General features: G+C 68.5%; 21 protein-coding genes. 7 read left to right on the top strand and 14 right to left on the bottom strand.

All coding sequences use genetic code 11. The features are described from left to right. The 4 genes from ACVBEQ_RS22925 to ACVBEQ_RS22910 form a co-directional block, all read right to left on the bottom strand. On the bottom strand, positions 1-730 hold a 730-nt coding region (locus tag ACVBEQ_RS22925; RefSeq protein WP_447155715.1), incomplete at its 3' end, for an NlpC/P60 family protein. Positions 731-880: 150 nt separating this feature from the next. Then, positions 881-2,176: a cation:proton antiporter gene (locus ACVBEQ_RS22920; RefSeq protein ID WP_447155718.1), complete on the bottom strand. Its 1,296-nt coding sequence runs from the start codon at positions 2,174-2,176 to the stop codon at positions 881-883. 291 nt (positions 2,177-2,467) lie between these two features. Further along, on the bottom strand, positions 2,468-2,641 hold the full coding sequence (locus tag ACVBEQ_RS22915) for a hypothetical protein (protein ID WP_447155714.1): 174 nt from the start codon (positions 2,639-2,641) through the stop codon (positions 2,468-2,470). Positions 2,642-2,763: 122 nt separating this feature from the next. Continuing rightward, entirely contained in the window at positions 2,764-3,405 is a 642-nt protein-coding gene (locus ACVBEQ_RS22910; RefSeq protein ID WP_447155713.1) for a lysophospholipid acyltransferase family protein, read from the bottom strand. Positions 3,406-3,566: 161 nt separating this feature from the next. Here ACVBEQ_RS22910 and ACVBEQ_RS22905 point away from each other — a divergent pair, with 161 nt between their 5' ends. Then, on the top strand, positions 3,567-4,085 hold the full coding sequence (locus ACVBEQ_RS22905; protein ID WP_447155712.1) for a methylated-DNA--[protein]-cysteine S-methyltransferase: 519 nt from the start codon (positions 3,567-3,569) through the stop codon (positions 4,083-4,085). Between the two features lie 19 nt (positions 4,086-4,104). Here ACVBEQ_RS22905 and ACVBEQ_RS22900 read toward each other — a convergent pair whose 3' ends face one another. Both ACVBEQ_RS22900 and ACVBEQ_RS22895 read right to left on the bottom strand, forming a co-directional pair. Next, positions 4,105-4,362 carry an alanine:cation symporter family protein gene (locus ACVBEQ_RS22900; RefSeq protein WP_447155711.1) on the bottom strand — a complete coding sequence of 86 codons (258 nt, stop codon included), beginning with the start codon at positions 4,360-4,362 and terminating at the stop codon, positions 4,105-4,107. Between the two features lie 260 nt (positions 4,363-4,622). Continuing rightward, positions 4,623-5,408 (bottom strand): FadR/GntR family transcriptional regulator, encoded by a 786-nt coding sequence (locus ACVBEQ_RS22895; protein WP_447155710.1) that lies wholly within the window; start codon positions 5,406-5,408, stop codon positions 4,623-4,625. Between the two features lie 285 nt (positions 5,409-5,693). Between ACVBEQ_RS22895 and ACVBEQ_RS22890 the strand changes: the two genes are divergently transcribed. Beyond that, positions 5,694-7,076, top strand: a complete 1,383-nt coding sequence (locus tag ACVBEQ_RS22890) for a GntP family permease (protein ID WP_447155709.1) — start codon at positions 5,694-5,696, stop codon at positions 7,074-7,076. A 71-nt stretch (positions 7,077-7,147) separates the two neighbouring features. Next, positions 7,148-7,783 carry a gluconokinase gene (locus ACVBEQ_RS22885; RefSeq protein ID WP_447155708.1) on the top strand — a complete coding sequence of 212 codons (636 nt, stop codon included), beginning with the start codon at positions 7,148-7,150 and terminating at the stop codon, positions 7,781-7,783. Positions 7,784-8,160: 377 nt separating this feature from the next. On the opposite strand, the gene ACVBEQ_RS22880 is transcribed toward ACVBEQ_RS22885, so the two are convergent. Beyond that, positions 8,161-8,550 (bottom strand): cupin domain-containing protein, encoded by a 390-nt coding sequence (locus ACVBEQ_RS22880; RefSeq protein ID WP_447155707.1) that lies wholly within the window; start codon positions 8,548-8,550, stop codon positions 8,161-8,163. A 200-nt stretch (positions 8,551-8,750) separates the two neighbouring features. On the opposite strand from ACVBEQ_RS22880, the gene ACVBEQ_RS22875 reads away from it, so the two are divergent. Genes ACVBEQ_RS22875 through ACVBEQ_RS22865 form a run of 3 tightly spaced genes read left to right on the top strand, consistent with a single transcriptional unit; the run spans position 8,751 to position 12,770 of the window. Beyond that, positions 8,751-9,638, top strand: a complete 888-nt coding sequence (locus tag ACVBEQ_RS22875) for an ABC transporter ATP-binding protein (protein WP_447155706.1) — start codon at positions 8,751-8,753, stop codon at positions 9,636-9,638. Between the two features lie 52 nt (positions 9,639-9,690). Continuing rightward, on the top strand, positions 9,691-12,192 hold the full coding sequence (locus ACVBEQ_RS22870) for an ABC transporter permease (RefSeq protein ID WP_447155705.1): 2,502 nt from the start codon (positions 9,691-9,693) through the stop codon (positions 12,190-12,192). 38 nt (positions 12,193-12,230) lie between these two features. Further along, on the top strand, positions 12,231-12,770 hold the full coding sequence (locus ACVBEQ_RS22865; RefSeq protein ID WP_447155704.1) for a P-loop NTPase family protein: 540 nt from the start codon (positions 12,231-12,233) through the stop codon (positions 12,768-12,770). Positions 12,771-12,872: 102 nt separating this feature from the next. On the opposite strand, the gene ACVBEQ_RS22860 is transcribed toward ACVBEQ_RS22865, so the two are convergent. Next, the gene (locus ACVBEQ_RS22860; protein WP_447155703.1) at positions 12,873-14,357 is read right to left on the bottom strand and encodes a sugar porter family MFS transporter; all 1,485 of its coding nucleotides are present in this window, start codon (positions 14,355-14,357) and stop codon (positions 12,873-12,875) included. Between the two features lie 229 nt (positions 14,358-14,586). On the opposite strand from ACVBEQ_RS22860, the gene ACVBEQ_RS22855 reads away from it, so the two are divergent. Next, a complete protein-coding gene (locus tag ACVBEQ_RS22855; RefSeq protein ID WP_447155702.1) occupies positions 14,587-15,633 on the top strand; it encodes an enoyl-CoA hydratase/isomerase family protein in 1,047 nt (348 codons plus the stop codon). A 235-nt stretch (positions 15,634-15,868) separates the two neighbouring features. Here ACVBEQ_RS22855 and ACVBEQ_RS22850 read toward each other — a convergent pair whose 3' ends face one another. The 6 genes from ACVBEQ_RS22850 to ACVBEQ_RS22825 form a co-directional block, all read right to left on the bottom strand. Then, on the bottom strand, positions 15,869-17,578 hold the full coding sequence (locus tag ACVBEQ_RS22850; RefSeq protein ID WP_447155701.1) for a DEAD/DEAH box helicase: 1,710 nt from the start codon (positions 17,576-17,578) through the stop codon (positions 15,869-15,871). Between the two features lie 280 nt (positions 17,579-17,858). Next, entirely contained in the window at positions 17,859-19,865 is a 2,007-nt protein-coding gene (locus tag ACVBEQ_RS22845) for an ABC transporter ATP-binding protein (RefSeq protein ID WP_447155700.1), read from the bottom strand. Next, positions 19,862-21,595 (bottom strand): ABC transporter ATP-binding protein, encoded by a 1,734-nt coding sequence (locus ACVBEQ_RS22840; protein ID WP_447155699.1) that lies wholly within the window; start codon positions 21,593-21,595, stop codon positions 19,862-19,864. The genes ACVBEQ_RS22845 and ACVBEQ_RS22840 overlap by 4 nt, the downstream gene beginning before the upstream one ends. Then, positions 21,595-22,410, bottom strand: coding sequence for a TetR/AcrR family transcriptional regulator (locus ACVBEQ_RS22835; RefSeq protein ID WP_447155698.1), 816 nt, complete (start codon positions 22,408-22,410; stop codon positions 21,595-21,597). The genes ACVBEQ_RS22840 and ACVBEQ_RS22835 overlap by 1 nt, the downstream gene beginning before the upstream one ends. A 132-nt stretch (positions 22,411-22,542) precedes the next feature. Then, positions 22,543-23,355: an ABC transporter permease gene (locus ACVBEQ_RS22830; protein ID WP_447155697.1), complete on the bottom strand. Its 813-nt coding sequence runs from the start codon at positions 23,353-23,355 to the stop codon at positions 22,543-22,545. After that, complete coding sequence (locus ACVBEQ_RS22825; RefSeq protein ID WP_447155696.1) at positions 23,352-24,302, bottom strand: ABC transporter ATP-binding protein; 951 nt, start codon at positions 24,300-24,302, stop codon at positions 23,352-23,354. The genes ACVBEQ_RS22830 and ACVBEQ_RS22825 overlap by 4 nt, the downstream gene beginning before the upstream one ends. Between the last annotated feature and the right edge of the window lie 68 nt (positions 24,303-24,370).

Genomic DNA, 24,370 nt, shown 5'->3' with positions numbered 1-24,370 from the left:
CCCACCCCGCCACCCGGATGCCCGCCGGCGTCCCCGCCGCGGCGTCGAAGTGCCCGGCCATCTTCGCGGTGACGACGCGTCCGGAGTCCGCGGCGGTCGCGCCCTTGTAGTGCCAGTAGCCCATCAGTTCACCGGACCAGTACCGCAGGTAGCCCCGTTCGATCTTGATCGACTGACCGGGGGCCGGCGCGGCGGCCATCGCTTCCTGGCCGTTGATGATGCCGAGGTAGATGCCGGCGTGATAGGCGGGCGCGTTGCCCGAGCGTCCGATCAGGGCCACGTCACCGGGTACCGGGCGGGTGGTTCGGACGAACTGGCCGGACTGCCGGATGACGCTGTCCGCGGTGCCGTTCCCGATGTCGGTGCCGAACGCCCAGTGGTACATCTGCCGGATGAAGCCGGAGCAGTCGACCCGGCTGCCCAGCGGCGCCGGCCGCGGTCCGTGCCCGCCACCGGTCAGGTACATCGTGCCGAGCGTCGTCTGGTGGATCGCCTGGGTCACCATCTTGGTCAACCGCGGGCCCGTGACGGCGGCTGCTGCGGCGGCCGCGCTGGCTGGGGCAGTGGCGCTGGCAAGGCCGGTGGCTGCGGCGGGTGCCTGAGCGGGAGCGGCTTCCTGCACGACGGGATCGGCGGCCGCGACACCCTGCCCGAGGCCGGTACCGAGGACGATGGAGGCCACTGCGACAGTGGCCAGGACGGTGCGGCGGGCGGCTCGGGCGAATGTCAAGAACGGCTCCAGGGGTGGGGGCGCAGCTGTATGACAGCTAGTTAGCGGTGGCAACCGAGCGTAGAAGGCCCGGCGCGTTCCCGCCGGTTCGGAGAGGGGTGAATGTGCCGCCGTGAGGCCCCGAACGGGTCGACTTCCCGTGCGCGCCGGTCAGATGGCCGTCACCGGCGCCTGCCCGGCGTCCCCGGTGCGCTGCTTCGCCTCCCGGATCCGTTTGCGGTCGAGGTAGCCCATCACCGGGGTCGCGGTCACCCCGTGGATGACCACCGACGCGATGACGACGATGCAGATGATCTGCCACAGCGAGTCCTGCTCGACGAACTCGCCCTCCTGTAGCGCATAGGAGATGTAGAACAGCGACCCGATCCCGCGCACACCGAAGAAGGCGATGACGCCACGCTCGCGTGGTCCCGTCTTTCCGTTCGCCAGGCCGATCCAGCCGGAGAGCGGACGAACGATGACGATGATGACGACCGCGACCAGCACCTCCCGCCACCCGACGCCGGCCAGCAGACCTGTCGTCGCGGCACCGCCGAGCAGGATCAGGATTCCGACCGTCAGCAGCCGCTCGAGTTGCTCGATGTACTGGTGCAGCACCCGGTGGTAGCTGTGCGAGCGCTCGCCCGCGCGGATCGTGCAGGCGCAGACGAACACCGCGATGAAGCCGTAGCCGTTGATCAGCTCGGTGAACCCGTAGGCCAGGAAGGTGGCGGCCAGCGCGACGAAGCCCTCGGCGGCGTGGGCGAGGCGGATCTTCGACGAGCGGGTCCCGAAGAACAGCTTGCGCAGCATCCACCCGACCCCCAGGCCGGCCAGCACGCCGGCGGAAAGACGCCACACCACGTCGAGGGCGAACCAGTGCGCGAACCAGTCCGACGGTGCCGGGCCCACCAGGCTGATCGCGATCGCGGCGTAGACGAACGGGAAGGCGAGACCATCGTTCAGGCCGGCCTCTGAGGTGAGCGCGAACCGTGCCTCGTCGTCGATCTTCTCCGGCTCGTCGGTGGGTTCGGCCACCTGCACCTCGGTCGCCAGCACCGGGTCCGTCGGCGCAACCGCCGCCGCCAGCAACACTGCCGCTGCAACCCCGAACCCCAGGAACGCCCACCCCAGAAAGGCTGTGGCCACCATGGTCAGCGGCATGGCGATGCCGAGCATCCGCCAGGTCGAGGACCAGCGCCGCCACCCGATCGGCCGGTTCAGCGCCAGCCCGGCGCCCATCAGCGAGATGATCACGCACACCTCGGTGAGGTGCAGGGTGAAGCTCTGGTGCTCGCGCGGGTCCGGATCCGGCAGCGGCCCGACGACGGCGAAGGTCAGCGCCCCCGCCGCGAGGAACACCATCGGCAGGGAGATCGGCGCCTTCCGCAGCAGCCTTGGCAACAGTGCCGCCAGCAGGGTCAGGATGCCGACCACCGCGTAGATCACCGCAGGCTCGTCCATCAGAACCGATCCCCGGAGGCGGCAACGGGAATGCGGAGCGGGGCGAGGACTGACCGGTCGAGCGATTTGAGCCGCGCCCGGGTCGGCGCGAGGCCGTTGCCCCTCAGCCTGGGTGTCTGCGTAGATGTCACCGCTCGGAAGTACCCAGCGCAAGGACCGTCCAGCACTTTGCTGGCGTCAGCTCCGGGTCACGGCCCGGATCCCACCCGATCGATTCGCCGATTCCGGTCCCTTCCGGAGCGGGGGACAGCCGATACCGGCGAATCGATGCGGGGCGGACCGGTCAAACACGGCTCAGGCGGGAACCGCCGGGACGTTGCCGGGGTCGTCCGGTCCCGGCATGGGCTCGACCGGGGCCGGCGGCAGCGTCTCGGGGGTGTCCGGGAGCAACTCGCCCGGGTCGTCGGGGACCGGCTCGGCCGGGTCGATCGGCGGGTAGTTGTCCGGGTCCGGTCCTGGTTGCACCATGGGCGTGCTGTACCCAACAGGCAGGTTCGGTACTCGCCTGACCGGTTTCGGCCTGCCGTGTGTGCGGCCGGGGAGTCGCCGGGGCCGCCGGTCTCCCGCGTCAACCGCCCGACCGTGGTGGTTCAGGCGTCGAACGGGGCTCCCCGGGCCTGCTCGGTCAGGGCGGTGATCTTTGCCATGATCATCGCCGTCACCTCGCGAGCGGCGTCCGGATCCGTCCGGCCCGCCCAGCCGGTCAGGTCCGCGGGCTCGCCGACGATCAGTTGCACGGTGTGCCGGTGCCACAGGTGCCGCCGGCCCGGCCGCGGTCCCCACATCCCGACCGGGATGACGGGCACCTCCGGATGGCCGAGCGCCAGTCGTGCAGCACCCGTCCTGCCGGGTCCGGGACGCAGGTCAGGCTCGCGGGTGAGCCCGCCCTCGGGATACAGACAGACGACGTGCCCCCGCTCGAGTTCCTTCCCCGCGGCGTCGAGCGACTCGGCTGCCCTGGCCGTCCCGCGCAGCACCGGGATCTGCCGCGCCGCGGTCAGCAGCCGACCCACGACCGGCCGGCTGAACACCTCAGCCATGGTCAAGAAGTGCGGGAACCGGTGATGGCCGGTGATCAGCCGGGCCAGGGCGAGCGTCTCCGTGGTCGACAGGTGGTTGGCCACCACGATCGCCGGACCGGTGGCCGGCAGGTGGTCGACCCGCTCGTACCGCACCCGGTGCGCCACCCGGGCGCCGAGGGCGATCCCGAGGAAGCCGATGATCGTCCGCACCGGCCGTTCCCTCGGCCAGCGAAATCCGGATCGGCCCATGGTCACCGATCCTGCCAGCCGTTGTCGGACCGGCGGGCCATCATGGACCCGGCGGTACACGAGGGCGGTCGGAGAGTGCCGTTTCCACATCGGCAGGGCAGGCCCGGCATCAGGAGGATGCGATGAGCTCCGCGGTAGAGGTCGGGGTCCGACATGCGGTCGTCGACTCACCGGTCGGCGAGCTGACGCTGGTCGGACGGGCCGGCGCGCTGTCCGGTGTGTACTTCCCCGAGCATGTCCGCCGCCCCGAGCAGGAGGCTTTCGGCGATCGTGACGACACCGCCTTCGCGGAGGCGCGCCGCCAGTTGGCGGAGTACTTCGTCGGCAGCAGGCGCACCTTCGATCTCGAACTCGCTCCGGTCGGCAACGCCTTCCAGCGGCGGGTCTGGGCACAGTTGACGGCCATCCCGTACGGCGAGACCAGGACTTACGGACAGCTGGCCGTCGCCCTCGGCGACCGTGGCCTCGCCCGCGCCGTCGGTGCGGCGAACGGCCAGAACCCGCTGTCGATCGTCGTACCGTGCCACCGGGTGGTCGGCGCCGACGGCAAACTCACCGGATATGCCGGTGGCGTCCAGCGAAAGGCGTTCCTGCTCGACCTCGAGACGCCTTTTGACCGCCGGCCCGCGGCGCTGTTCTGAGTCGCTGTCCCGGAGACCTTCAGGTCTTGTTGACCATCTGGATCTCGCCGGACTTGACCCTGGCCCAATAGCCGTTGATCTCCGCCTTCAGCACGCGGGCCAGGATGTACAGCCCGATCACGTTCGGCACCGACATGAGGAAGATCATCGAGTCCGAGAAGCCGATCACCGGGCCGAGCGACAGCGTGGCGCCGATCAGGGTGAAGACGCAGAAGATCGCCTTGAAGATGTTCTCGGCCCTGGCGCTGTCACCGAACAGGTATCCGGTGGCCTTCATGCCGTAGTACGACCGGTGACGTCACACCGCATCTGCCGCCCACTCCCGGCCCCCGACAGCCGGATCAGCCGAGACAGCCGGATCAGCCGAGGCAGCCGGATCAGCCGAGGCAGCCGGATCTGCCGAAGCGGCCGGAGCTGCCGAGGCAGCCAGGACCCGGCGCAACGATCTGGTGAGGAACGGCCCCGGGCGCGCGCTGAAGGGCCCCGGGCGCGCGCTGAACGGCCCCTGTCGTACGCCACCAGGCCGGGCTCGGCTGCTCAGCGTTGCGGCGAGGCGGTCAGAATCGACGGCATGGGTGCTCGGGATGCACGGTCGTCATCGGTCGCCAGGTCCCCTGCAATGTCGGTGATGGCGGTGGCCGACTCGACCACGATGGCGCGCATCGCTTGTTCCGCCGCCGCGCCGTCACCGGCCTGAATGGCCGATGCCACCACCCCGTGCAGGCGGATCGCCTCCGGCTCGGCCACCGTCGGCATCAATGAGTGCCGGGTGCGGCCGGCAAGGACCTCGACCACGACATCAGCCAGGCCGGCGAGCATGGGATTGCCCGACGCCACGAGCATCGTCCGATGGAAGTCGCAGTCATGTGCGAGGTAGGAGGCGGCGTTGGCCGACCGGGCGGTCGACGACATGCCGATCACGGCCGCGGTGAGCGCGCCGCACTGCTCCGGGGTGGCGTGCGCGGCGGCCAGTCGAGCGGCCAGCGGTTCGATGGCCGAGCGGAGTTCGCTCAGCGACCGCAGGTGCGAAAGCCGGTCGGGACCGGCAAGCCGCCACCGAATGATGTTGGGGTCGAACGGGTTCCAGTCCTGCGGCGGGAGGACGGTGATGCCTACCCGGCGGCGGACGGTCAGCAGGCCCATCGACTCGAGGACCCGGACGGCCTCCCGGACGACGGTCCTGGACACCCCCAACTGAGCCGCCGCGTCGTCCGCCACGATGCGCGTCCCGGGTGGCAGTGCGCCGGAGACGATGTCCCAGCCCCAGCGCTGCACGACCGAGTCGTGCAGCTGCCCGTTGGGCATGCCATCCGCGTCCGTCATGAGGAAAGTATGCGCTCGCAAGTGCGCAACGTGTGCGACGACCGACGGCCATATGGGTGAAACATAGTATGAATTGGATGCAAACCTTGCAAACATAGGCTGAGTGCGGCACCTTACGTATGTCTTATCCGCTGCTTCCCGCGCTGTCCTCCGACGTATCCATGGACCGGCGCAGTGAAACGTCCATCAGGTCACGGGTCGAACGATCCCGGTCGATCGGCGCATGGGACCGCACGACGGCGCTCCCGCGCCGTCGCCACCGGCGCTCCACAGACGGAGGAATTGATGGTCCCGGAAGACTGGTCGCAGACGCTGACCGCAACCCCGCTGTTGTTGATCGCGGCGGGCGCGATCGCGCTGTTGCTGTTCCTGATCATCCAGTTGCGGCTGCACGCCTTCCTGGCGTTGATCCTGGTCAGCTTCCTGACGGCGCTGGCGACCGGTATCCCGTTCGCCTCGATCGTTCCGGTGCTCACCACCGGGTTCGGCACCACACTGGGAACTGTTGCGCTCCTCGTGGGACTCGGCGCCATGCTCGGCAGACTGATCGAGACCAGCGGCGGGGCAAAGGTTGTCGCCGATACCCTGATCCGCATCTTCGGCGAGAAGCGGGCGCCGTTCGCACTGGGCATCGCGTCGTTGATGTTCGGCTTCCCGATCTTCTTCGACGCCGGCCTTGTCGTCATGTTGCCGATCGTCTTCTCCGTGGCGCGGCGCCTCGGCGGCGGTGTACTGCTCTACGGCCTGCCGGTCGCAGGTGCGTTCTCCGTCATGCACATCTACGTCCCGCCGCACCCGGGCCCGGTCGCCGCGTCCGAGTTGCTCGGCGCGAACGTCGGACTGGTGATCGCCATCGGCCTGCTGATCGCCATCCCGACCTGGTACGTCACCAGCTACCTGTTCGGCCTGTGGGCGGGCAAGCGCTGGGTACTGCCGGTGCCCGAGCTCCTGGGTACGGCCGACGACGAGGACGTCACCAACCCGCCGTCCTTCCGCACCGTGCTGCTGGTCCTGCTGCTCCCGCTGGTGCTGATCTTCTTGAACACCGGCCTGGACCTCGCCGCCGCAGCAGGCTGGGTCAGCCGCGGCGACACCTGGGTCGCCGTCCTCCGCGCCCTCGGCACCACTCCGATTGCCCTGCTGATCGCCGTCCTGGTCGCTGCCTACGTTCTCGGCAGGCGGCGCGGTCTGGACAAGACCGCACTGGAGAAGACCCTCGACTCGGCGCTCGGACCGGTCTGCTCGGTCATCCTGATCACCGGCGCCGGTGGCATGTTCGGCGCGGTGCTGCGCGCCTCCGGCATCGGAGACGCGCTGGCCGAGGTGCTCGACGGCATCGGGCTCCCGGTCATCGTCGCCGGCTTCATCATCGCCCTGGTGCTGCGTGTCGCACAGGGTTCGGCAACGGTCGCACTGATCACCGCGGCCGGACTGATCGAGCCCGCGGTCGCCTCCGCCGGGTTGAACGGTGTCGAACTGGCCGCCGTGGTGCTCGCCGTCGCCGCCGGCTCGGTGTGCCTGAGCCACGTCAACGATTCCGGTTTCTGGCTGGTCGGTCGCTTCTTCGGGATGGACGTCAAGACCACACTCAAGACCTGGACGGTGATGGAGACGACCATCGGCCTGATGGGCTTTGCGCTGGCGTCGTTGGTGTTCGTCATCGCCTGACAACCGGTCGTCGAACACGGCCAGGTGCACGCACTGTTCAGCAAGTACACCGTCATTTCGAAGGGGAACTGATGGCTCACAACGACGACGCACAGCAGCCGGTTCTGGTCGTCATGGGTGTCTCCGGCACCGGGAAGACCACCGTCGCAGCGATTCTCGCCGGCCAGCTCGGCTGGGACCTCGAGGAGGGCGACGACCTGCATCCCGCGTCGAACGTCGAGAAGATGCGCGCCGGGACGCCACTCACCGACGAGGACCGATGGCCGTGGCTGGAGAAAGTCGCGGACTGGATCAGGGATCACACCAACGCCGGACTGCCGGGGATCATCACCTGCTCGGCGCTCAAGCGGAGCTATCGCGACGTGCTTCGCGGCGACGGCGACAACGTGGTGTTCGTGCACCTGGCCGGCACCAAGGAAACCATCGCCCAGCGGCTCAATGCCCGGCTCGGGCACTACATGCCGAGCACCCTGCTCGATTCGCAGCTCGCCACGCTGGAGCCGCCCGGACCGGACGAGAACACCCTGGTGGTCGACCTCGGCCGGCGACCGGCCGAGGAGGCGGCGGAAATCATCCAACGGTTGGGGCTGACCGCAGAGACCGGGTCGTCCGCACTGGGACACGCCTACCCTGGCGCGTCAATCGCCCCGCCGCTGTCGGACCTGTGGAAGCCGGGGGAGCGGCCGGCCGAGCCCCCGCAGCAGTAGTAGCTGTTCGCCGGCAGGCGCCCGACGCGGGAGTGCTGCGCCCGGCGCGGGAGTGCTGCGCCCGGCGCGGGAGTGCTGCTGCCCGGCGCGCGAGTGCGGCTGGCCTTGCGCGGCAGTGCTGCTGGCCCTGTGCGGGAGTGCTGGCGCGGCCCAGTGTCACGTGAGCAGGGATATGGGCCGTCCCGGCGCGGGTTTTCACTGCTGATGTGGCACTGGACGCTCTTTACCGGGAGCGGCCCCATTCCTGGACCCGGACGCCCTTCACCGGGAGTGGCCCCGGACCCGCACCCGCCCGCCACCGCACCCGCCCGACCCCAGACCCGACCGCGTCCGGACCTGAGCACCCAACCGCCTCCGGACCAGAGCATCCCGACCCGTCAGCTCGGCGGTTCGTCCTCACCCGCGGCCTCGGCGGCGTCGGCCTCTTCCTTCGTGGCGTGCACGGTGCCGGGGGCGTGATCGGGCGGTCCGTAGACCGTGGAGAGCACCACCGGGTTGGGGCCGGTGTTGGTGAAGTTGTGCTCGGTGCCCGCGGGGACCACCACCAGGTCGCCCTGCTTGACGGCCCGCGTCTCGCCGCCCACGAAGGCCTCCCCGGTCCCGCTCAGGAAGTTGAGGATCTGGTCGTTGTGCTCGTGGGTTTCGAGCCCGATCTCACCGCCCGGCGGAATCGTCATCACGACGAGCTGGGTGTGCTTGCCGGTCCACAGCACGCGACGGAAGTCGCCGCTCTGCTCGGCGACGGTGGCGATCTCGAAATGTTCCATGGACTGATTGTTTCGCGCGCCCGGTGGGCATGCCCCTCGGGGTGACCCGGACCGACCCGACGGGCGTGAACTGCAGCATTCGGGCAACAAGGCGGCGGCGACCCCGAAACAGTCGCGGGGGAGGATCAGGGACAAACCCGATGTCGTCGGGGTGGCCATTGCCCTACCGTTCTCGCCGACCCCCATTGCAGGAGAGACAGATGAGTCACGCCGCACCCACCCCATCGGACCTCGTCGACGGCAGCACCCCCGCCCTCGATGTGACCACAGCACCGCCCACGAACGGCGGGAGACCCGCTGCCCGAGCTGTCGACCTGCGCAAGATCTACGGCTCCGGCGACACCAAGGTCGCCGCGCTGGACGGCGTGACCGTCGAGTTCTACCCCGGCCAGTTCACCGCGATCATGGGGCCGTCCGGTTCGGGCAAGTCGACGCTGATGCACTGCCTGGCAGCACTGGACGAGGCGACGTCCGGCCAGGTATTCGTCGGTGACGCCGACCTGACGACCCTTGGCGACAAGGAACTGACCCGGATCCGCCGGGATCGGATCGGCTTCGTCTTCCAGTCGTTCAACCTCGTCCCGACGCTCACCGCCGTCGAGAACATCACCCTGCCGATGGACATCGCCGGACGGAAGCCGGACAAGGCCTGGCTGGACAGCGTGATCAGCACCGTCGGCCTCGGCGACCGGTTGAACCACAAGCCGAGCCAGCTCTCCGGCGGCCAGCAGCAGCGGGTGGCCTGTGCCCGGGCGTTGGCCGGCCGCCCCGACATCGTGTTCGCCGACGAGCCGACCGGCAACCTCGACTCGGTCTCTGGCGCCGAGGTCCTCGGCTTCCTCGCGGGCTCGGTCCGCGACTTCGGGCAGACCGTCGTGATGGTCACCCATGACCCGAACGCTGCCGGATACGCCGACCGAGTGCTGTTCCTGGCCGACGGACGGATCGTCGACGAGATGACGGAGCCGACCGCCGAACGGGTGCTCGACCGGATGAAGAACTTCGATGCCCAACACCCTTCAGCACAGCACCCTTCAGCACAGCAGCACGCCCAGCAGCACGCCCCGCAGCACGCAGCCGGGTCCTGACATGTTCAAAGCAACACTGAAATCCCTTCTGGCGCACAAGCTCCGGATGGGCATGAGTGCTTTCGCAATCGTTCTCGGCGTCGCCTTCGTGGCCGGCACGTTCGTCTTCACCGACACCCTCGGCAGCAGCTTCACGGACCTGTTCCGGCAGACCGCACCGGACGTCACGGTGCGGCCCGCACAGGCCGCCGCCGCCTCGTCGGGCGGGTTCACCGGCTCCGACACCCGGACCGTTCCGGCGGACGTCATTCCCGAGTTGGAGGACCTGCCGGGCGTCGACCGGGTCGACGGCAACGTCACCGACCAGGGCACGTACATCATCGGCATAGACGGCAAGGTCGTCGGAACTGGCGGCGGCGCTCCGGGTATCGGCGGGAACTACACCGACACCCCGTCCGCTGACGGAACGGCGGTCATCACCATCACCCAGGGTGCCGCGCCCAGCGGGCCGGGCGAGCTCGTCATCGACGACAAGTCCGCCGCGTCCAGCGGTTACCAGATCGGCGACACCGTCCGGCTGGTGACGACCGGCGCCGAGCCCTCGGTCACCGGGAAGCTGGTCGGGACGGTCCGGTTCGGCGAATCCGGGAACCTGATCGGCGCGACGCTGGCACTTTTCGACACCAGAACCGCGCAGGAGCTCTACCTCGGTGGGGCCGATGTCTTCAACGACGTCGCGGTCACCGGCGACGGCAGCATCGACAACGTCGCCCTGCGCGACGAGGTCGCGGCCGTCCTGCAACCCGAGTTCGAAGCCGTGGACAGCGAGCAGATCGCCACCGAGAACCAGGATCAGCTGCAACAGGGACTGTCGTTCATCACCACGTTCCTGCTGGTGTTCGCGGCAGTGGCGCTGGTGGTCGGAACCTTCCTGATCCTCAACACCTTCTCGATCATCGTCGCGCAGCGGACCAGGGAACTTGCCCTGTTCAGGGCGCTCGGCGCTTCGAAGGCGCAGGTCACCCGGTCCGTGCTGTTGGAGGCGCTGGTCGTCGGCCTCGTCGGGGCGACCGTCGGCCTTGCCCTCGGATTCGCCCTCGCGGCCGGGTTGAAGGCGCTCTTCGGTGCCATCGGGCTGGACCTCGGCGAGGCCGGTCTGGTCTTCGAGCCGCGGACCGCCATCGCCGCCTACGCAGTAGGGGTGATCGTCACGCTGCTGGCCGCGTACCTGCCTGCCCGCAAGGCGGCGAAGGTGCCGCCGGTGGCCGCGATGCGCGATGACGTCTCCATCCCCGAATCGTCGCTGCACCGCAGACTCCTGGGTGGGGTCGCGCTCACCGTGCTCGGCGCCGGCCTGATGGTCTGGGCGCTGGCCTTCGACGGCGGCCTGCAGCCGCTCGGCGGCGGTGTGCTGGCGGTGTTCATCGGCGTGGCGCTGCTCAGTCCGGTGATCGGCAAGCCGATCGTCACCGCGATCGCCGGCGGTTATCCGCGGCTGTTCGGCACGGTCGGCCTGCTCGCCCGGGAGAACGCCCGGCGGAATCCGCGGCGGACCGCGGCCACCGCGTCGGCCCTGATGATCGGGCTGGCGCTGGTCACCACGATGGCGATCCTCGGCCAGTCGACGAAGTCCAGCGTCGACGAACTGGTGGACTCCGGACTGAAGGCGGACTACGTCGTGTCGAACGCGATCCAGGCGCCGTTTTCGGCCGCGGTCGCACCGGAGGTCGCCGAGGTGGACGGTGTCGCCGCGGCGGTGCCGTTCCGTTTCTCGGCGGTCGAGCTGAAGGGCGAGCAGGTGTTCGTCTCGTCCTTCGACGCCCCGGCGATGAGCGAGATGGTCGCGATCGACCTGCAATCGGGCAGCCTGGAAACGGGGGCCGACGGGATGCTGGTCACCTCCGACCGGGCCGCAACGGAGGGCTGGTCGGTGGGGGACACCGTGACGGTCGACTTCCCCGCCGGTCCTGCGGCGCTGAAGGTGTCGGGCATCATCGCCGCGAGCCAGTTCATCGGTGCGGACCTGGTGCTGCCGCCCGCCGCGCTGGAGAAGGGCGGCATCGCGCCGGTCGACTCCATCGTCTACGTCAAGCGCGCGGGGGACGCCGATGCCGCGGCGACCCTGGCCGGCATCAATGCCGTGCTCGCCGACCTGCCCACCGTGTCGGTCAAGGACCAGGACCAGTTCGCCGAGCAGCAGCGGGCACCGGTGGACCAGTTGCTCGGGATCATCTACGCCCTCCTGGGTCTCGCGGTGATCATCGCGGTGCTGGGCATCGTCAACACCCTCGCCCTGTCGGTGATCGAACGCACCCGCGAGGTCGGCCTGCTGCGTGCGGTCGGGATGAGCCGGCGTCAGCTGCGCTCGATGATCCGGTTGGAGTCGGTCGCGATCTCGGTGCTCGGTGCTGTGCTCGGCATCCTGCTCGGGTTGATCTTCGGGATCAGCCTGCAGCAGGCGATCTCCGACCAGGGCATCACGGTGCTCAACGTCCCGGTCGTGCAGCTACTGATCTTCGTCGTACTCGCAGGGATTGTCGGTGTGCTGGCGGCGGTGTGGCCGGCCCGCCGCGCCGCGCGGATGGACGTGCTGCGGGCGATCACGGCCGAATAGCGTTCGTCCGGGAGTGACCGGTTCGGTACCTTCCGGTCGTGCCCATCGCCCCGGACCTCGGCACGGCGTCACGCATCTTCGTGTACGGCGTGACGGGGTCCGGGAAGTCCACCCTGGCGGCGCACCTCAGCGCTGTCACCGGTATCCCATGGCAACCGGTCGACGACCTGACCTGGGAACCGGGTTGGGTGTCGGTACCGCTCGACGAACAGCGCCGGCGCATCTCGGCGATCTGCGAGCGTGACGAATGGATCCTCGACGCGGCGTACAGCACGTGGCTGGACATCCCGCTCGAGCGGGTGCAGGTGATCGTCGGGTTGGACTACGCCCGATGGAGATCACTGGCTCGGCTGACCAGACGCACCGCGGCGCGCGTGCTCGACGGGCGCTCCATCTGCAACGGAAACCGGGAGACGCTGCGCAATGTGCTCAGCCGGGACTCGCTGTTCGTCTTCCAGTTCCGATCCTTCGCGCGCAAGCGGGCCACGATGCGCGAGTGGGAGGCGGCCGCCACCGGTCCGGGAGTGCTCCGGCTGCGCTCGCCCCGGCAGGCCCGGCGGGCCTTCCCGGGGCTGTGACAAACAGAACCCCCGGTGCGGATGGGCCGCACCGGGGGTTCTGCTGTCACGCGGTGTTTCGCCGCACAGTATTTCGTCGCACGGTGTTGTGCCCCACGGCGATCAGCCGTGCATGTCCTCCAGTTGCTTGCCCTTCGTCTCCTCGATGAATTTGAGGACGAAGAAGAACGACAGCAATGCGAACGTTGCATAAAGGCCGTAGGCCAGCGCCAGCGAGACGTCCTTCAAGCTCGGGAAGCTGACCGTGATGATCCAGTTCGCCACCCATTGACCGCCGGCCGCCAGGGACAGCGCAGCAGCCCGCATCCGGTTCGGGAACATCTCGCCGAGCAGCACCCACACCACCGGGCCCCAGGACATGCCGAAGGCCACGACGAACAGGTTTGCGGCGATCAGCGCGATGGTGGCCGAGTTGCTGCCGAGCGCGGCGGTGGTCAGATCCGGCACGGCATCGTCCACGTTGGCCTGCGAGCAGTTCTCCGTGACCGCGGCACATGTCGATGCCGTGCCGAAGATGACGGCCATGGTCGCCAGGGTGACCGTCATACCGATGGAGCCGATGAGCAGCAACGGTTTCCGGCCCACCCGGTCGATGAACGCGATCGCGATCAACGTGGTCAGGATGTTGATCGTCGCCGAGATGACGGTGATCACGAACGACTGGTCCTCGGTGAAGCCGACGGCCTCCCAGAGGATGTTCGAGTAGTAGAAGATCACGTTGATACCGACGAACTGCTGGAAGATCGACAGAGCCAGGCCGATCCAGACGATGGCCGCGATCCGGTTCGTCCCTGGCTTCTTGAGGTCCTGCCAGGACGGTTCCTTCTCCCGCTCCATCGTCTCCCGGATGCGCTCGACCTTGGCGTCGATGTTGCGCGGCCCGAGCAGTCCGGTGAGAATCGCCTTCGCTTCAGGAACCCGGTGTTTCGCGATCAGGAACCGGGGTGATTCCGGGATCGTCAACGCCAGCAGACCGTAGGCGACAGCGGGCACCGCCATCGCCAGGAACATCCACTGCCACGCTTCCAGACCCAGCCAGAAGACCTCGCCGGAGCCGCCCGCCGCCTGAGCGATCAGGAAGTCGACCAGCAGCGAGATGAAGATGCCGGTGACGATGGCCAGCTGCTGGAGCGAGCCCAGTCGCCCTCGCAGTTTGGCCGGTGCGATCTCCGCGATGTAGGCGGGCGCGATCACCGAAGCGATACCGACGCCGAGGCCGCCGACGATCCGGAAGAGCACCAGCACCCACAGGCTCGGCGCGAAGCCGGTACCGATCGCGGCGATGAAGAACAGGATCGCCGCTATTCGCATCACCATCAGCCGGCCGATGTGGTCGGCAATTCGCCCGGCCATCAGGGCGCCCGCCGCGGCACCGAGCAGAGCGGAGGCGACCGCGAATCCCAACGACGCGGCGTCGGCATTGAACTCCGCCTCGATCGCCGCGTTGGCGCCGTTGATGACGGCGCTGTCATAGCCGAACAGGAAGCCGCCGAGTGCCGCGACAGAGGCTATTCGGACGACTCCCTTTCCTTCGTCGGTGTCGTCATAGATCGACTCTCCGCTGAAGGACGCACCGTGCTCACCCATGGACATCCCCTTTCACCGACGGTGGCTGGAGGAGAGCTTTCCACGCTTGATGTGATCCGCACCTCGAAATGGAGAATTACGCCCCGGAGTGCCGTTTGGCCATGTCACCTCGGTTCGATGATCACGAACTGGTCTCGGAAAGTGCGCGCCTCGGCGGGGATTCCGGCCTCAGCGGCCGCTGACCGGCCGGGAGAGGCGGACTCGTACGACCACTGGCTACCGTGACCCGGTGACCACCGACGAAGCCGCGACGAGTCCCGACATCCTCATCCGCCTCGATGGCCGGCTTGGACACATCACCCTCAACCGCCCGCGCCGGATCAATGCATTGACCGTCGACATGGTCCGCCGGGTGAGCGCCGCGTTGTCCCGGTGGGCCGACGATCCCGCCGTGCGCGTGGTGCTGATCGACGGCGCCGGGGAACGGGGGCTTTGCGCCGGAGCCGATATCAAGGAACTGCACGAGGGATTGGACCGGGGGACCGGGCCGGCGACGTTTCTCGCCGACGAGTACCGGATGAATTCATTGTTGTCCCGCTACCCCAAACCGATTGTCGCCTATATGTCCGGTTTGACTCTGGGTGGGGGATTGGGCATTTCCGGGCATTGCGGTGTTCGGGTGGTCAGCGAGGATTCCCAACTGAGCATGCCGGAAACGGCGATCGGCCTCTGTCCCGACGTCGGCGGGCTGTATCTCCTGAGCCGCGCGCCGGGCGAGCTGGGTACGCATGCCGCGCTGACCGGGTGCCGGCTCGGGCCGGGCGAAGCCATCGCCTCGGGGCTGGCGGATCATTTCGTGCCGAGGTCCGACCTCGCGGCACTCACCGACACACTGCGCGCGGGGACGGTCCCATCATCGATCGGACGGACCCCGCCCGACCCGGAACTGGCCGCGGACCGGGAGTGGATCGATCGGTGTTACGCCGGTGACGACGTGGAGCACATCGTGCAGGCTCTTCGGGCTGCGCCAGAGAGCGCGGCGCGTGAGACGGCGGCGGTGCTGAAGGCGATGTCCCCGACCGCGCTGAAGGTGACGCTGCGGGCTGTCCGGTTGGCCGCGTCGATGTCGCTGGACGAGGTTCTGGAACAGGACTACCGGCTGGCGATCCGGTTCCTGACGCACCCGGATCTCGCCGAGGGGATCCGGGCGCAGGTGATCGACAAGGATCGCAACCCGCGCTGGAAACCGGCCCGGCTGGATGAGGTGACCGACGAGGACGTGGATGCCTTCTTCGCCGCGCTGCCGGAAGACCAGCGCTGGCGCACGGCCCCCTGACTGACGGGGCCTGCCACAGGCCGTTGTGCCCCCCGGCCTCACCCCGCCCAAGCCACCATTCCCGCCCACGCCACCAGTCCCGCCCACGCCACCAGTCCCGCCCCGGTCGAGTGACGCCGGAGCAGGGAAATCGGCCGTCAGATCGGCGGATTTCCCTGCTGTTATGGCAGTGGACAGGCCCAGCGGGTTGCCGAACTCCGGCTGAGATCAGCCTGAGCGTGAACTCGGACTGAGATCAGCCGGAGACCTTGGCGATCGCCGGGTGACCCGGGGCGACCTGGGTGGTCGCGGCGGTGATCCCGGCCAGCTTCATCAGCTTGCGGAGATCGGCCGCCTGCTCGGGCAGCATCACGGTGACGACGGTGCCGCCGGCCCCGGCCCTGGCGGTGCGCCCGGAGCGGTGCAGGTAGGCCTTGTGCTCGGTGGGCGGGTCGAGGTGCACGACCAGCTCGACGTCGTCGACGTGGATGCCGCGGGCGGCGATATCCGTCGCGACCAATACCTTCGCCGAACCGGTGGAGAACGCTGCCAGGTTCCGTTCGCGGGCGTTCTGGGACAGGTTCCCGTGCAGGTCCACCGCGGGGATGCCCTGCTTGGAGAGAGCGGCTGCCCACTTCTTCGCGCTGTGCTTGGTCCGGGTGAACAGCATCCGGCGTCCGCCGCCGGCGGCGAGTTCGCGGATGACCTGCGGGCGGTTCTCCGAGCTCACCGCGAACACGTGGTGCGACATCAGATCGACCGGTGAGGTCTCGTCGTCGACGGCGTGCAGGATCGGGTTGTTCAGGAACTCCTTGACGAGCACGGAGATCCCGTTGTCCAGGGTGGCGGAGAACAGCAGCCGCTGGCCGCCGGCCGGGGTGGTGCGGAGCAGCCGGCGAACCACCGGCAGGAAACCGAGATCGGCCATGTGGTCGGCCTCGTCGAGCACGGTGACCTCGACGGTGCTGAGGTCGCAGGCCTTCTGGTTGACGAGATCCTCGAGCCGGCCGGGGCAGGCGATGACGATGTCGACACCGGCGCGCAGTGCCGAGGTTTGGTTGCCGTAGCCGACGCCACCGAAGATGACGACGGTGCGGAGACCGGCGGCCGCTGCGAGCGGTTCAACGGTGCGGGCGACCTGCAGGGCGAGCTCACGGGTCGGCAGCAGGATCAGCCCGCGTGGGCGGCCGGCGACCCGGCGGCCGCCGGTGAGCCTGGTGACCAGCGGGATGGCGAAGGCAATGGTCTTGCCGGAGCCGGTCTTGCCGCGGCCCAGCACGTCACGCCCGGCCAGCGTCTCGGGAAGGGTGGCTTCCTGGATCGGGAACGGCGAGATCGCGCCGAGCCTGGTCAGCACCGGGAGCAACGGAGCCGGCACGCCGAGCTCAGCAAAGCTGGCCGACGGCTGGCCGGGGACGGTCGTCACGCGCTGCGCGGCGACCGGGAAGGCAGTGCCGGTCTCGGCAACGCGTGGCTGGCTGTTCTGCCGCGGGGCTGTGTTCTGCCGCGGCGCTGAGTTCTGCCGCGGCGCTGTGTTCTGTCGCGGCGCTGAGTTCCGGGCGGGGGCGGACTGCCTGCCAGAGCCGGCCGGTCGTCCCGCGGACGGATTCTCGGCACCACGCTGACGACGACGGCGACCCTCGCCACCACCCTGGGTGGACTGTGCGGACTGCGAGCCCTGGGCGGCACCGCTGCCGGCGGAACCGCCGCGCGGTGAACTCCCACCCTGCGCGCCGTTGCCTGCCGCGCCGGCGGACCGGTTCAGCCGGTCGGACGAACGGGAGGAGGCGGGCCGGCGGGTCCCGGCGTCGGAACCTGCGGTATCGGTGCTGCGGATGCTCGAGGAGAAGGCGCCGACCGAGAAGGCGCCGGTGCGCTGTGCGCCTGAACGCTGTGCGCTGGAGCGGGCGGTGTGTGCCGACTGTGCCGACTGGGGGCGCGCGGAAGAAAACGAAGAAGAACTCATGAAGTGCGGGGTGTCCAATCGATGGGCGGGCGGTTGGCCGTGATGCTGACCGACTCGCGATGCCTGAACACCGAAGAAGAGAGAAGGAACGCCTTCCCTTCGTCGGGATGACGGCGTTCACAGCAGCGACCTCGACGCTGCCATGCCGGCGGCGTCCGGTCCATCCTACGGGCCGCGACTCCGGAACCGGCACGCAGTAGGCAAGATCACCCCGTTCGGGGTGGGCGGTTCGGTGCGGGACCGGGCGGCGGGCGCCGGAGCGGCCGCCGCGCCGGTCACCTCATGCGTCGACGATCGCGCCGGCGAACTGCGCGTTGTAGAGGTCGGCGTAGGCCCCGCCGAGCTCCAGCAGTTCGTCGTGTGTGCCCTGCTCCACGATGGCCCCGTCCTGCATCACCAGGATCAGGTCGGCGTCGCGGATCGTCGAAAGACGGTGCGCGATCACGAAACTCGTTCGGTCCGCGCGCAGCGCGGCCATCGCGTGCTGCACCAGCACCTCGGTCCGGGTGTCGACCGAGCTGGTCGCCTCGTCCAGGATCAGCAGTGCCGGGTCGGCCAGGAACGCCCGGGCGATGGTCAGCAACTGTTTCTCGCCGGCACTGATGTTGCTGCCCTCGTCGTCGATCAGCGTGTCGTACCCGTCGGGGAGCGAATGCACGAACCGGTCGACGTACGTTGCCCTTGCGGCGGCCAGGATCTCGTCCTCGGTGGCGTCCGGCCGGCCGTAGGCGATGTTGTCCCTGATGGTCCCGGCGAACAGCCAGGTGTCCTGCAGCACCATCCCGATCCGGGACCGCAGGTCCGCCCGTGTCATCTCGGCCACGTCGACGCCGTCGAGGGTGATGTGCCCGCCGTCGATCTCGTAGAACCGCATGATCAGGTTCACCAGGGTCGTCTTCCCCGCACCCGTCGGGCCCACGATGGCGACCGTCTGACCCGGTGCCGCGACCAGCGAGAGGTCGTCGATCAGTGGGGTTTCCGCGTCGTACCGGAACGACACGTCGGTGAACTCCACCCGGCCCCGCGGTGTCGCGACCCGCTTCGGGTTCGCCGGGTCCGGCGACTGCTCGTCGGCGTCCAGGAACTCGAAAACCCGCTCTGCGGAAGCGACTCCGGACTGCAGCACGTTCGCCATCGACGCCAGCTGGGTCAGCGGCTGGGTGAACTGCCGGGAGTACTGGATGAACGCCTGGACGTCACCGAGCGACATCGTGCCCGACGCCACCCGCAGTCCACCGACGACGGCGATCGCGACGTATGTCAGGTTCCCGATGAACATCATCGACGGCATGATGATGCCGGAGATGAATTGGGCCCCGAACGAGCTGTGGTAGAGCTCGGCGTTCTTGTCGTCGAAAGCCTTCTCGGCGTCGGCCTGCCGGCCGAAGACCTTGACCAGGCTGTGCCCGGTGAACGTCTCCTCGACCCTGGCGTTGAGCTCGCCGGTGCTCCGCCACTGCGCGACGAACTTCGGCTGCGAACGCTTGGCGATCACCGTGGTGACCACCAGGGACAGCGGGATCGCGATCAGCGCGACGACGGCCAGGACCGGCGAGATGATGAGCATCATGGCCAGCACGCCGACGACGGTGAGCAGCGAGGTGAGCGTCTGGGACAGCGTCTGCTGCAGGGTCTGCGAGATGTTGTCGATGTCGTTGGTGACCCGGCTCAGCACCTCACCACGCTGGTTGCGGTCGAGGTAGGCCAGCGGCAGCTTGTTGAGCTTGTCCTCGACCTCCGCGCGCAACTTGAGGATCGTCCGCTGCACGATCCCGTTCAGCAGATAGCCCTGCAGGTAGCCGAACACCGACGCCAGCACGTAGAGCGCCAGTACCCACAAGAGCACGGTGCCCAGGGCGGTGAAGTCGATCCCCTGGCCGGGCACCAGCGTCATGCCCGAGAGCAGGTCGGCGAAGGTGTCGTTGCCCTGCGCCCGTGCCCCGTCGATGGCCTGCTGCTGGGTGATCCCGGCCGGCAACTGCTTGCTGATGATGCCGTCGAAGATGATGTTGGTGGCGTTGCCGAGCAGCTTCGGTCCGAGGACCGAGAACACCACGCTCAGCACACCGAGCAGGATGACGAACACCAGCCCGATCCGCTCCGGGTTCATCCGGCGCAGCAGCCGTTTCGCCGACGGGCCGAAGTTCAGCGACTTCTCCGCCGGCATGCCGATGCCGCCGCCGAACGGGCCGTGCCCACCGGGACCGCGGCCCGCGGGTGGGGCGAACTTCGGACGTTCTGGCGCCGCTGGTTTCGGTACATCCGGTTTCGTTGCCGAGGTGCTCATGCCGGCACCTCCGCTGCGAGCTGGGACTGGACGATCTCGATGAATGTCGGGCAGGTTTCGATCAGTTCGTCGTAGGTCCCGACGCCCACCAGCAACCCGTCCTCGAGAACGATGATCTGGTCGGCATCGGCGATGGTGGACACCCGCTGCGCGACGATGACCACCGTCTTGTCCCTGGTGGTCGGCCGGAGCGCGGCCCGCAGCCGGGCGTCCGTCGCCAGGTCGAGCGCGGAGAACGAATCGTCGAACAGGTAGATGCTGGGCTGCGCCACCAATGCCCTGGCGATCGCCAATCGCTGGCGCTGCCCGCCGGACACGTTGGAGCCGCCCTGCGAGATCGGCGAGTCGATGCCCTCCGGCATCGCGGCCACAAAGTCCCGTGCCTGGGCGATGGTCAACGCCGTCCAGAGCTCCTCGTCGGTCGCGTCAGGGTTCCCGTACCGCAGGTTCGAGGCCACGGTTCCGGTGAACAGGAACGGCTTCTGCGGCACCAGCCCCATCCGGTCCCAGAGGGTTTCCGGGTCGTAGTCGCGCACGTTCACCCCGTCCACCAGGACGGCACCGCCGGTGGCGTCGAACAGTCGTGGGATCAACGAGAGCAGCGTCGTCTTGCCCGCTCCGGTCGATCCGATGATCGCCGTCGTGGTTCCGGGTCGCGCGCGCAGTGAGATGTTGCGCAACACAGGTTCGCTCGCCCCGGGGTAGCTGAATTCGACGTTCTCCATGGCGATTTCGCCGGTGGCGGTAGCCGGCATCACCGGCTTCGCCGGCGGCACCACGGAGGAATCGGTGTGCAAAACCTCGGTGATGCGGTCCGCGCTCACCGATGCCCGCGGCACCATGACGGCCATGAAGGTCGCCATCATGACCGAGAACAGGATTTGCATCAGGTAGTTGAGGAACGCGATCAGTGCGCCGATCTCGATGTCGCCGTTGTTGACCCGCGCGGCGCCGAACCAGAGCACGGCGACACTGGAGGCGTTCAGCACCAGCATGACGGTCGGGAACATCAACGCCATCAGCCGTCCGGCGCGCACCGCGGTGTCGGTCAGCTGCTCGTTCGCGTCCTCGAAGCGCTTGGTCTCCAACGGTTCACGGACGAACGCCCGGACCACCCGGACGCCGGAGATCTGCTCGCGTAGCACCCGGTTGACCACGTCGATCCTGGTCTGCATCTTGCGGAACTGCGGGATCATCCGGACGACGATCAGGCTGATCGCGATGATCAGTACCGGCACGCTGATCAGCAACAGCCAGGCCAGGCCCAGGTCGGTCTTGAGGGCCATGAAGATGCCGCCGATGCACATGATCGGCGCGGCGACCAGCAATGTGCAGGTCATCAGCACCAGCATCTGCACCTGGGTGACGTCGTTGGTGTTCCGGGTGATCAACGTCGGAGCACCGAACTTGGCGATCTCCCGGTCGGAGAAGCTGCCGACCTGATGGAAGAGCGCGGCGCGGACGTCCCGGCCGAAGCCCATCGCGGTCCGTGCGCCGAAGTACACGGCGATGATCGTGCAGACGATCTGCAGCACGGTGACGCCGAGCATGATGCCGCCGGTCGACATGATGTAAGCGGTGTCGCCCTTGGCGACGCCCTGGTCGATGATGTCGGCGTTCAGCGCCGGCAGGTAGAGGGACGCGATCGTTCCGATCAGCTGGAAGATCACGACTGCGGTCAGCGGGCCGCGGTAGGGGCGCAGGTAGGTGCGCAGCAGGCGTAGCAACATCAGCGGGCTCCGACCGGATCGGAATGGGTGGGGGTGTGGTGCGTCTCCCCGGCGGGGGGTGCCCCGGGGGAGAAGTCTGTCGCCGGATCCGACTGCGTGGAAGCGGTTTTCTCAGCGCTACTTTCTTCGGGAGCTCCGTCGTGTTCTTCAGGAGCTACGTCGTGTTCGTCAGGAACTCCGTCGTGCCGGCCGATGCCGTTCAGCAGCAGGAGGACGATCTCCTCGGTGGAAAGTGGCTGTCCGTCGGTGATCCGGGGGTGGGCCGCGGCGAAGGTGATCAGCCGGAACAGCCGCGCGGCCTCGGCCGGCGTTGTCCGGAGCTCCTCCCGGTGGGGAAGCAACAGGTCGGCGAGTGCGTTCGTGACCTCGGTCAGGTCGGGCGCGTGGTGATGTTTCTGGTTTTCTCCCGCGGCGGTCACGACTACGAACTTCGAGGTGTCCGACTCGCGTCCGGGCGGTCCGGCGACCCGCAGCATCCACATGATCTGCCAGACACTCTCGATCCGCCGGCGCATCGCGTCGACGGCCTCGGTCAGCACCTGCCGCAGATCGTGCTGTGGGTCGATCGCGCGCATGTCGGCCACCAGCGGCGCCGGGTCCAGCACGCTGGCCACCACCGCCGAGATCACCGCGTCCTTGTCCGGGAAGACCCGGAAGATCGTGCCTTCAGCGATACCGGCCGCTTCGGCGATCTCCCGGGTGGTCACCGAGGCGCCGTGGTCGCACACCAGCGGCACTGCCGCGGCGATGATGGCCGCCCGGCGTTCGTCCGGTGGGAGGGGGGCGGCGCGGGAGGCCGAGGATGCGGGGGTCACGGTCGAGGACACTACTGAGTGAGTGCTCACTCAGCCAGTCGGTTTTCTTTCGGCGAACACGCGGCCTGGGGAGACAGCCCGCTGGCGCCGCCGTGAACCGGCGACGCCATCGGGCTCCTGCTGGGTGAACGGTCAGACGTCGACCCGCCGCAGCCGCCATCCGGCGATCCCGATCAGGACTGCCGCGTACCCGCCCATCACCGCGAACCCGGTCCACGGTGACAGCGGGTTCGCGACGCCGTACGTCCCGTCGAGCAGCATCGCGCCGGCGTTGGACGGCAGGTACTGGACGAAGTGGTCGGTGAGCGAGGTGGGCAGCAGGTTCGTCAGGGGCGGGATGACGAAGAAGACGGCGACGAACGTGGTGATCGTGGCGGCGGTGTTGCGCAGCAGGGCCCCGAGGGCGAGGGCCGTCATGCCGGCGACCGTCAGGTAGAGCGCAGCGCCGACCACCGACCGCAGCGCACCCGGATCGGACAGCGACACGTCGAGGTCGGTCCCGAGCAGGGCCTGGCCGATGAAGAACGAGGCGAACGCGGCCGCCAGCATCGTCAGGAACACCGTGCCGGCGAAGACTGCCAGCTTTCCCCAGAGCATCGGCAGCCGCGCGGGCACGACCGTCAGCGACGAGCGGATCATCCCGGTGCTGTACTCACCGCTGATCAACAGCACCCCGAGCACACCGACGGCGAGCTGCGCGAAGAAGGTGCCGGTGAGCGAGGTGGAGATGGCGCTGGTCCCGGGGGCGAACCCGCCGCCCTCGCTCGCCGTGATGGCCGCGAACATTGCGCCGAGACCGATCATCAGCAGGGCGGCGACCAGCAGGGTGGTGACGGTCGAGCGCAGCGAGCGGAGCTTGGTCCACTCGGAGAGCACGACGCGCGCCTGGGTGACCCGCAGTTCCGGCGACCCGGTCCATACCCGCGTCATCGCAGCGGTTGTCATGACGCCACCGCCGCGGCGACGTCATCGGCGGAGGTGATCTCGGTGCCGTTCGTGCGGTACTCGACGGAATCGCCTGTCAGCTTCATGAACGCTTCTTCCAGGGAGGCTTGATGGATGGTCAATTCGTAGATCGCGAGCCGGGCCTGCCACGCGATCGTGCCGACATGTTCGGGGGTCAGGCCGGTGATGTGCAGGACGTCGGAGTGCGTCCGGCCGACTGTGACGTCCGGTCCCTGCAGCAGGTCGGTCAATCGTGCGGCCTCGGGTGTGCGGACCGTGACGGACTTGTTGGACGCCCGGGCGACGAAGTCGTCGACCGTCGTGTCGGCGATCAACCGACCGCGGCCGATGACGACGAGTCGTGTTGCGGTCTGGGCCATCTCACTCATCAGGTGGGACGACACGAAGACTGTGTGGCCGTCCGCGGCCAACTGCTTGAGCATCGTTCGCATCCATAGCACACCCTCCGGATCCAGGCCGTTGACCGGCTCGTCGAGCACCACGGTTCGTGGGTTGCCGAGCAGGGCCGATGCCACGCCCAATCGCTGGCCCATACCCAGGGAGAAGCCGCCGACCCGCTTGCCGGCCACCTGACGCAGACCGACGAGGTCGATCACCTCGTCCACCCGGTGCCGGCCGATGCCGTTGGTCTGGGCCAGCGACAGCAGGTGATTGCGCGCCGATCGGCCGGTGTGCACCGCCTTCGCCTCGAGCAGGACCCCCAGCTCGGCCATCGGTGCGGCGGCGGATCGGTACTCGCGGCCGTTGACCAGAACCGTTCCTGCGGTGGGATTGTCGAGCCCGGCGATCATCCGCATGGTGGTGGATTTGCCGGCGCCGTTCGGTCCGAGGAAGCCGGTCACCATTCCGGGTTGGACGGTGAAACTCAGGCCGTCCACCGCCAGCTTGTCGCCGTACCGCTTGCTGAGGTTGTCGATCTCGATCATGTCGGTGCCTTCCGTGGTTGCGGGTGCCCGGGCCCGGCGGGCGCGGTGGACTGCCGGCCTGCCCTGAC

This window comes from Nakamurella sp. GG22, assembly GCF_052976845.2.
This window is presented reverse-complemented; position numbering and strand designations above follow the sequence as displayed.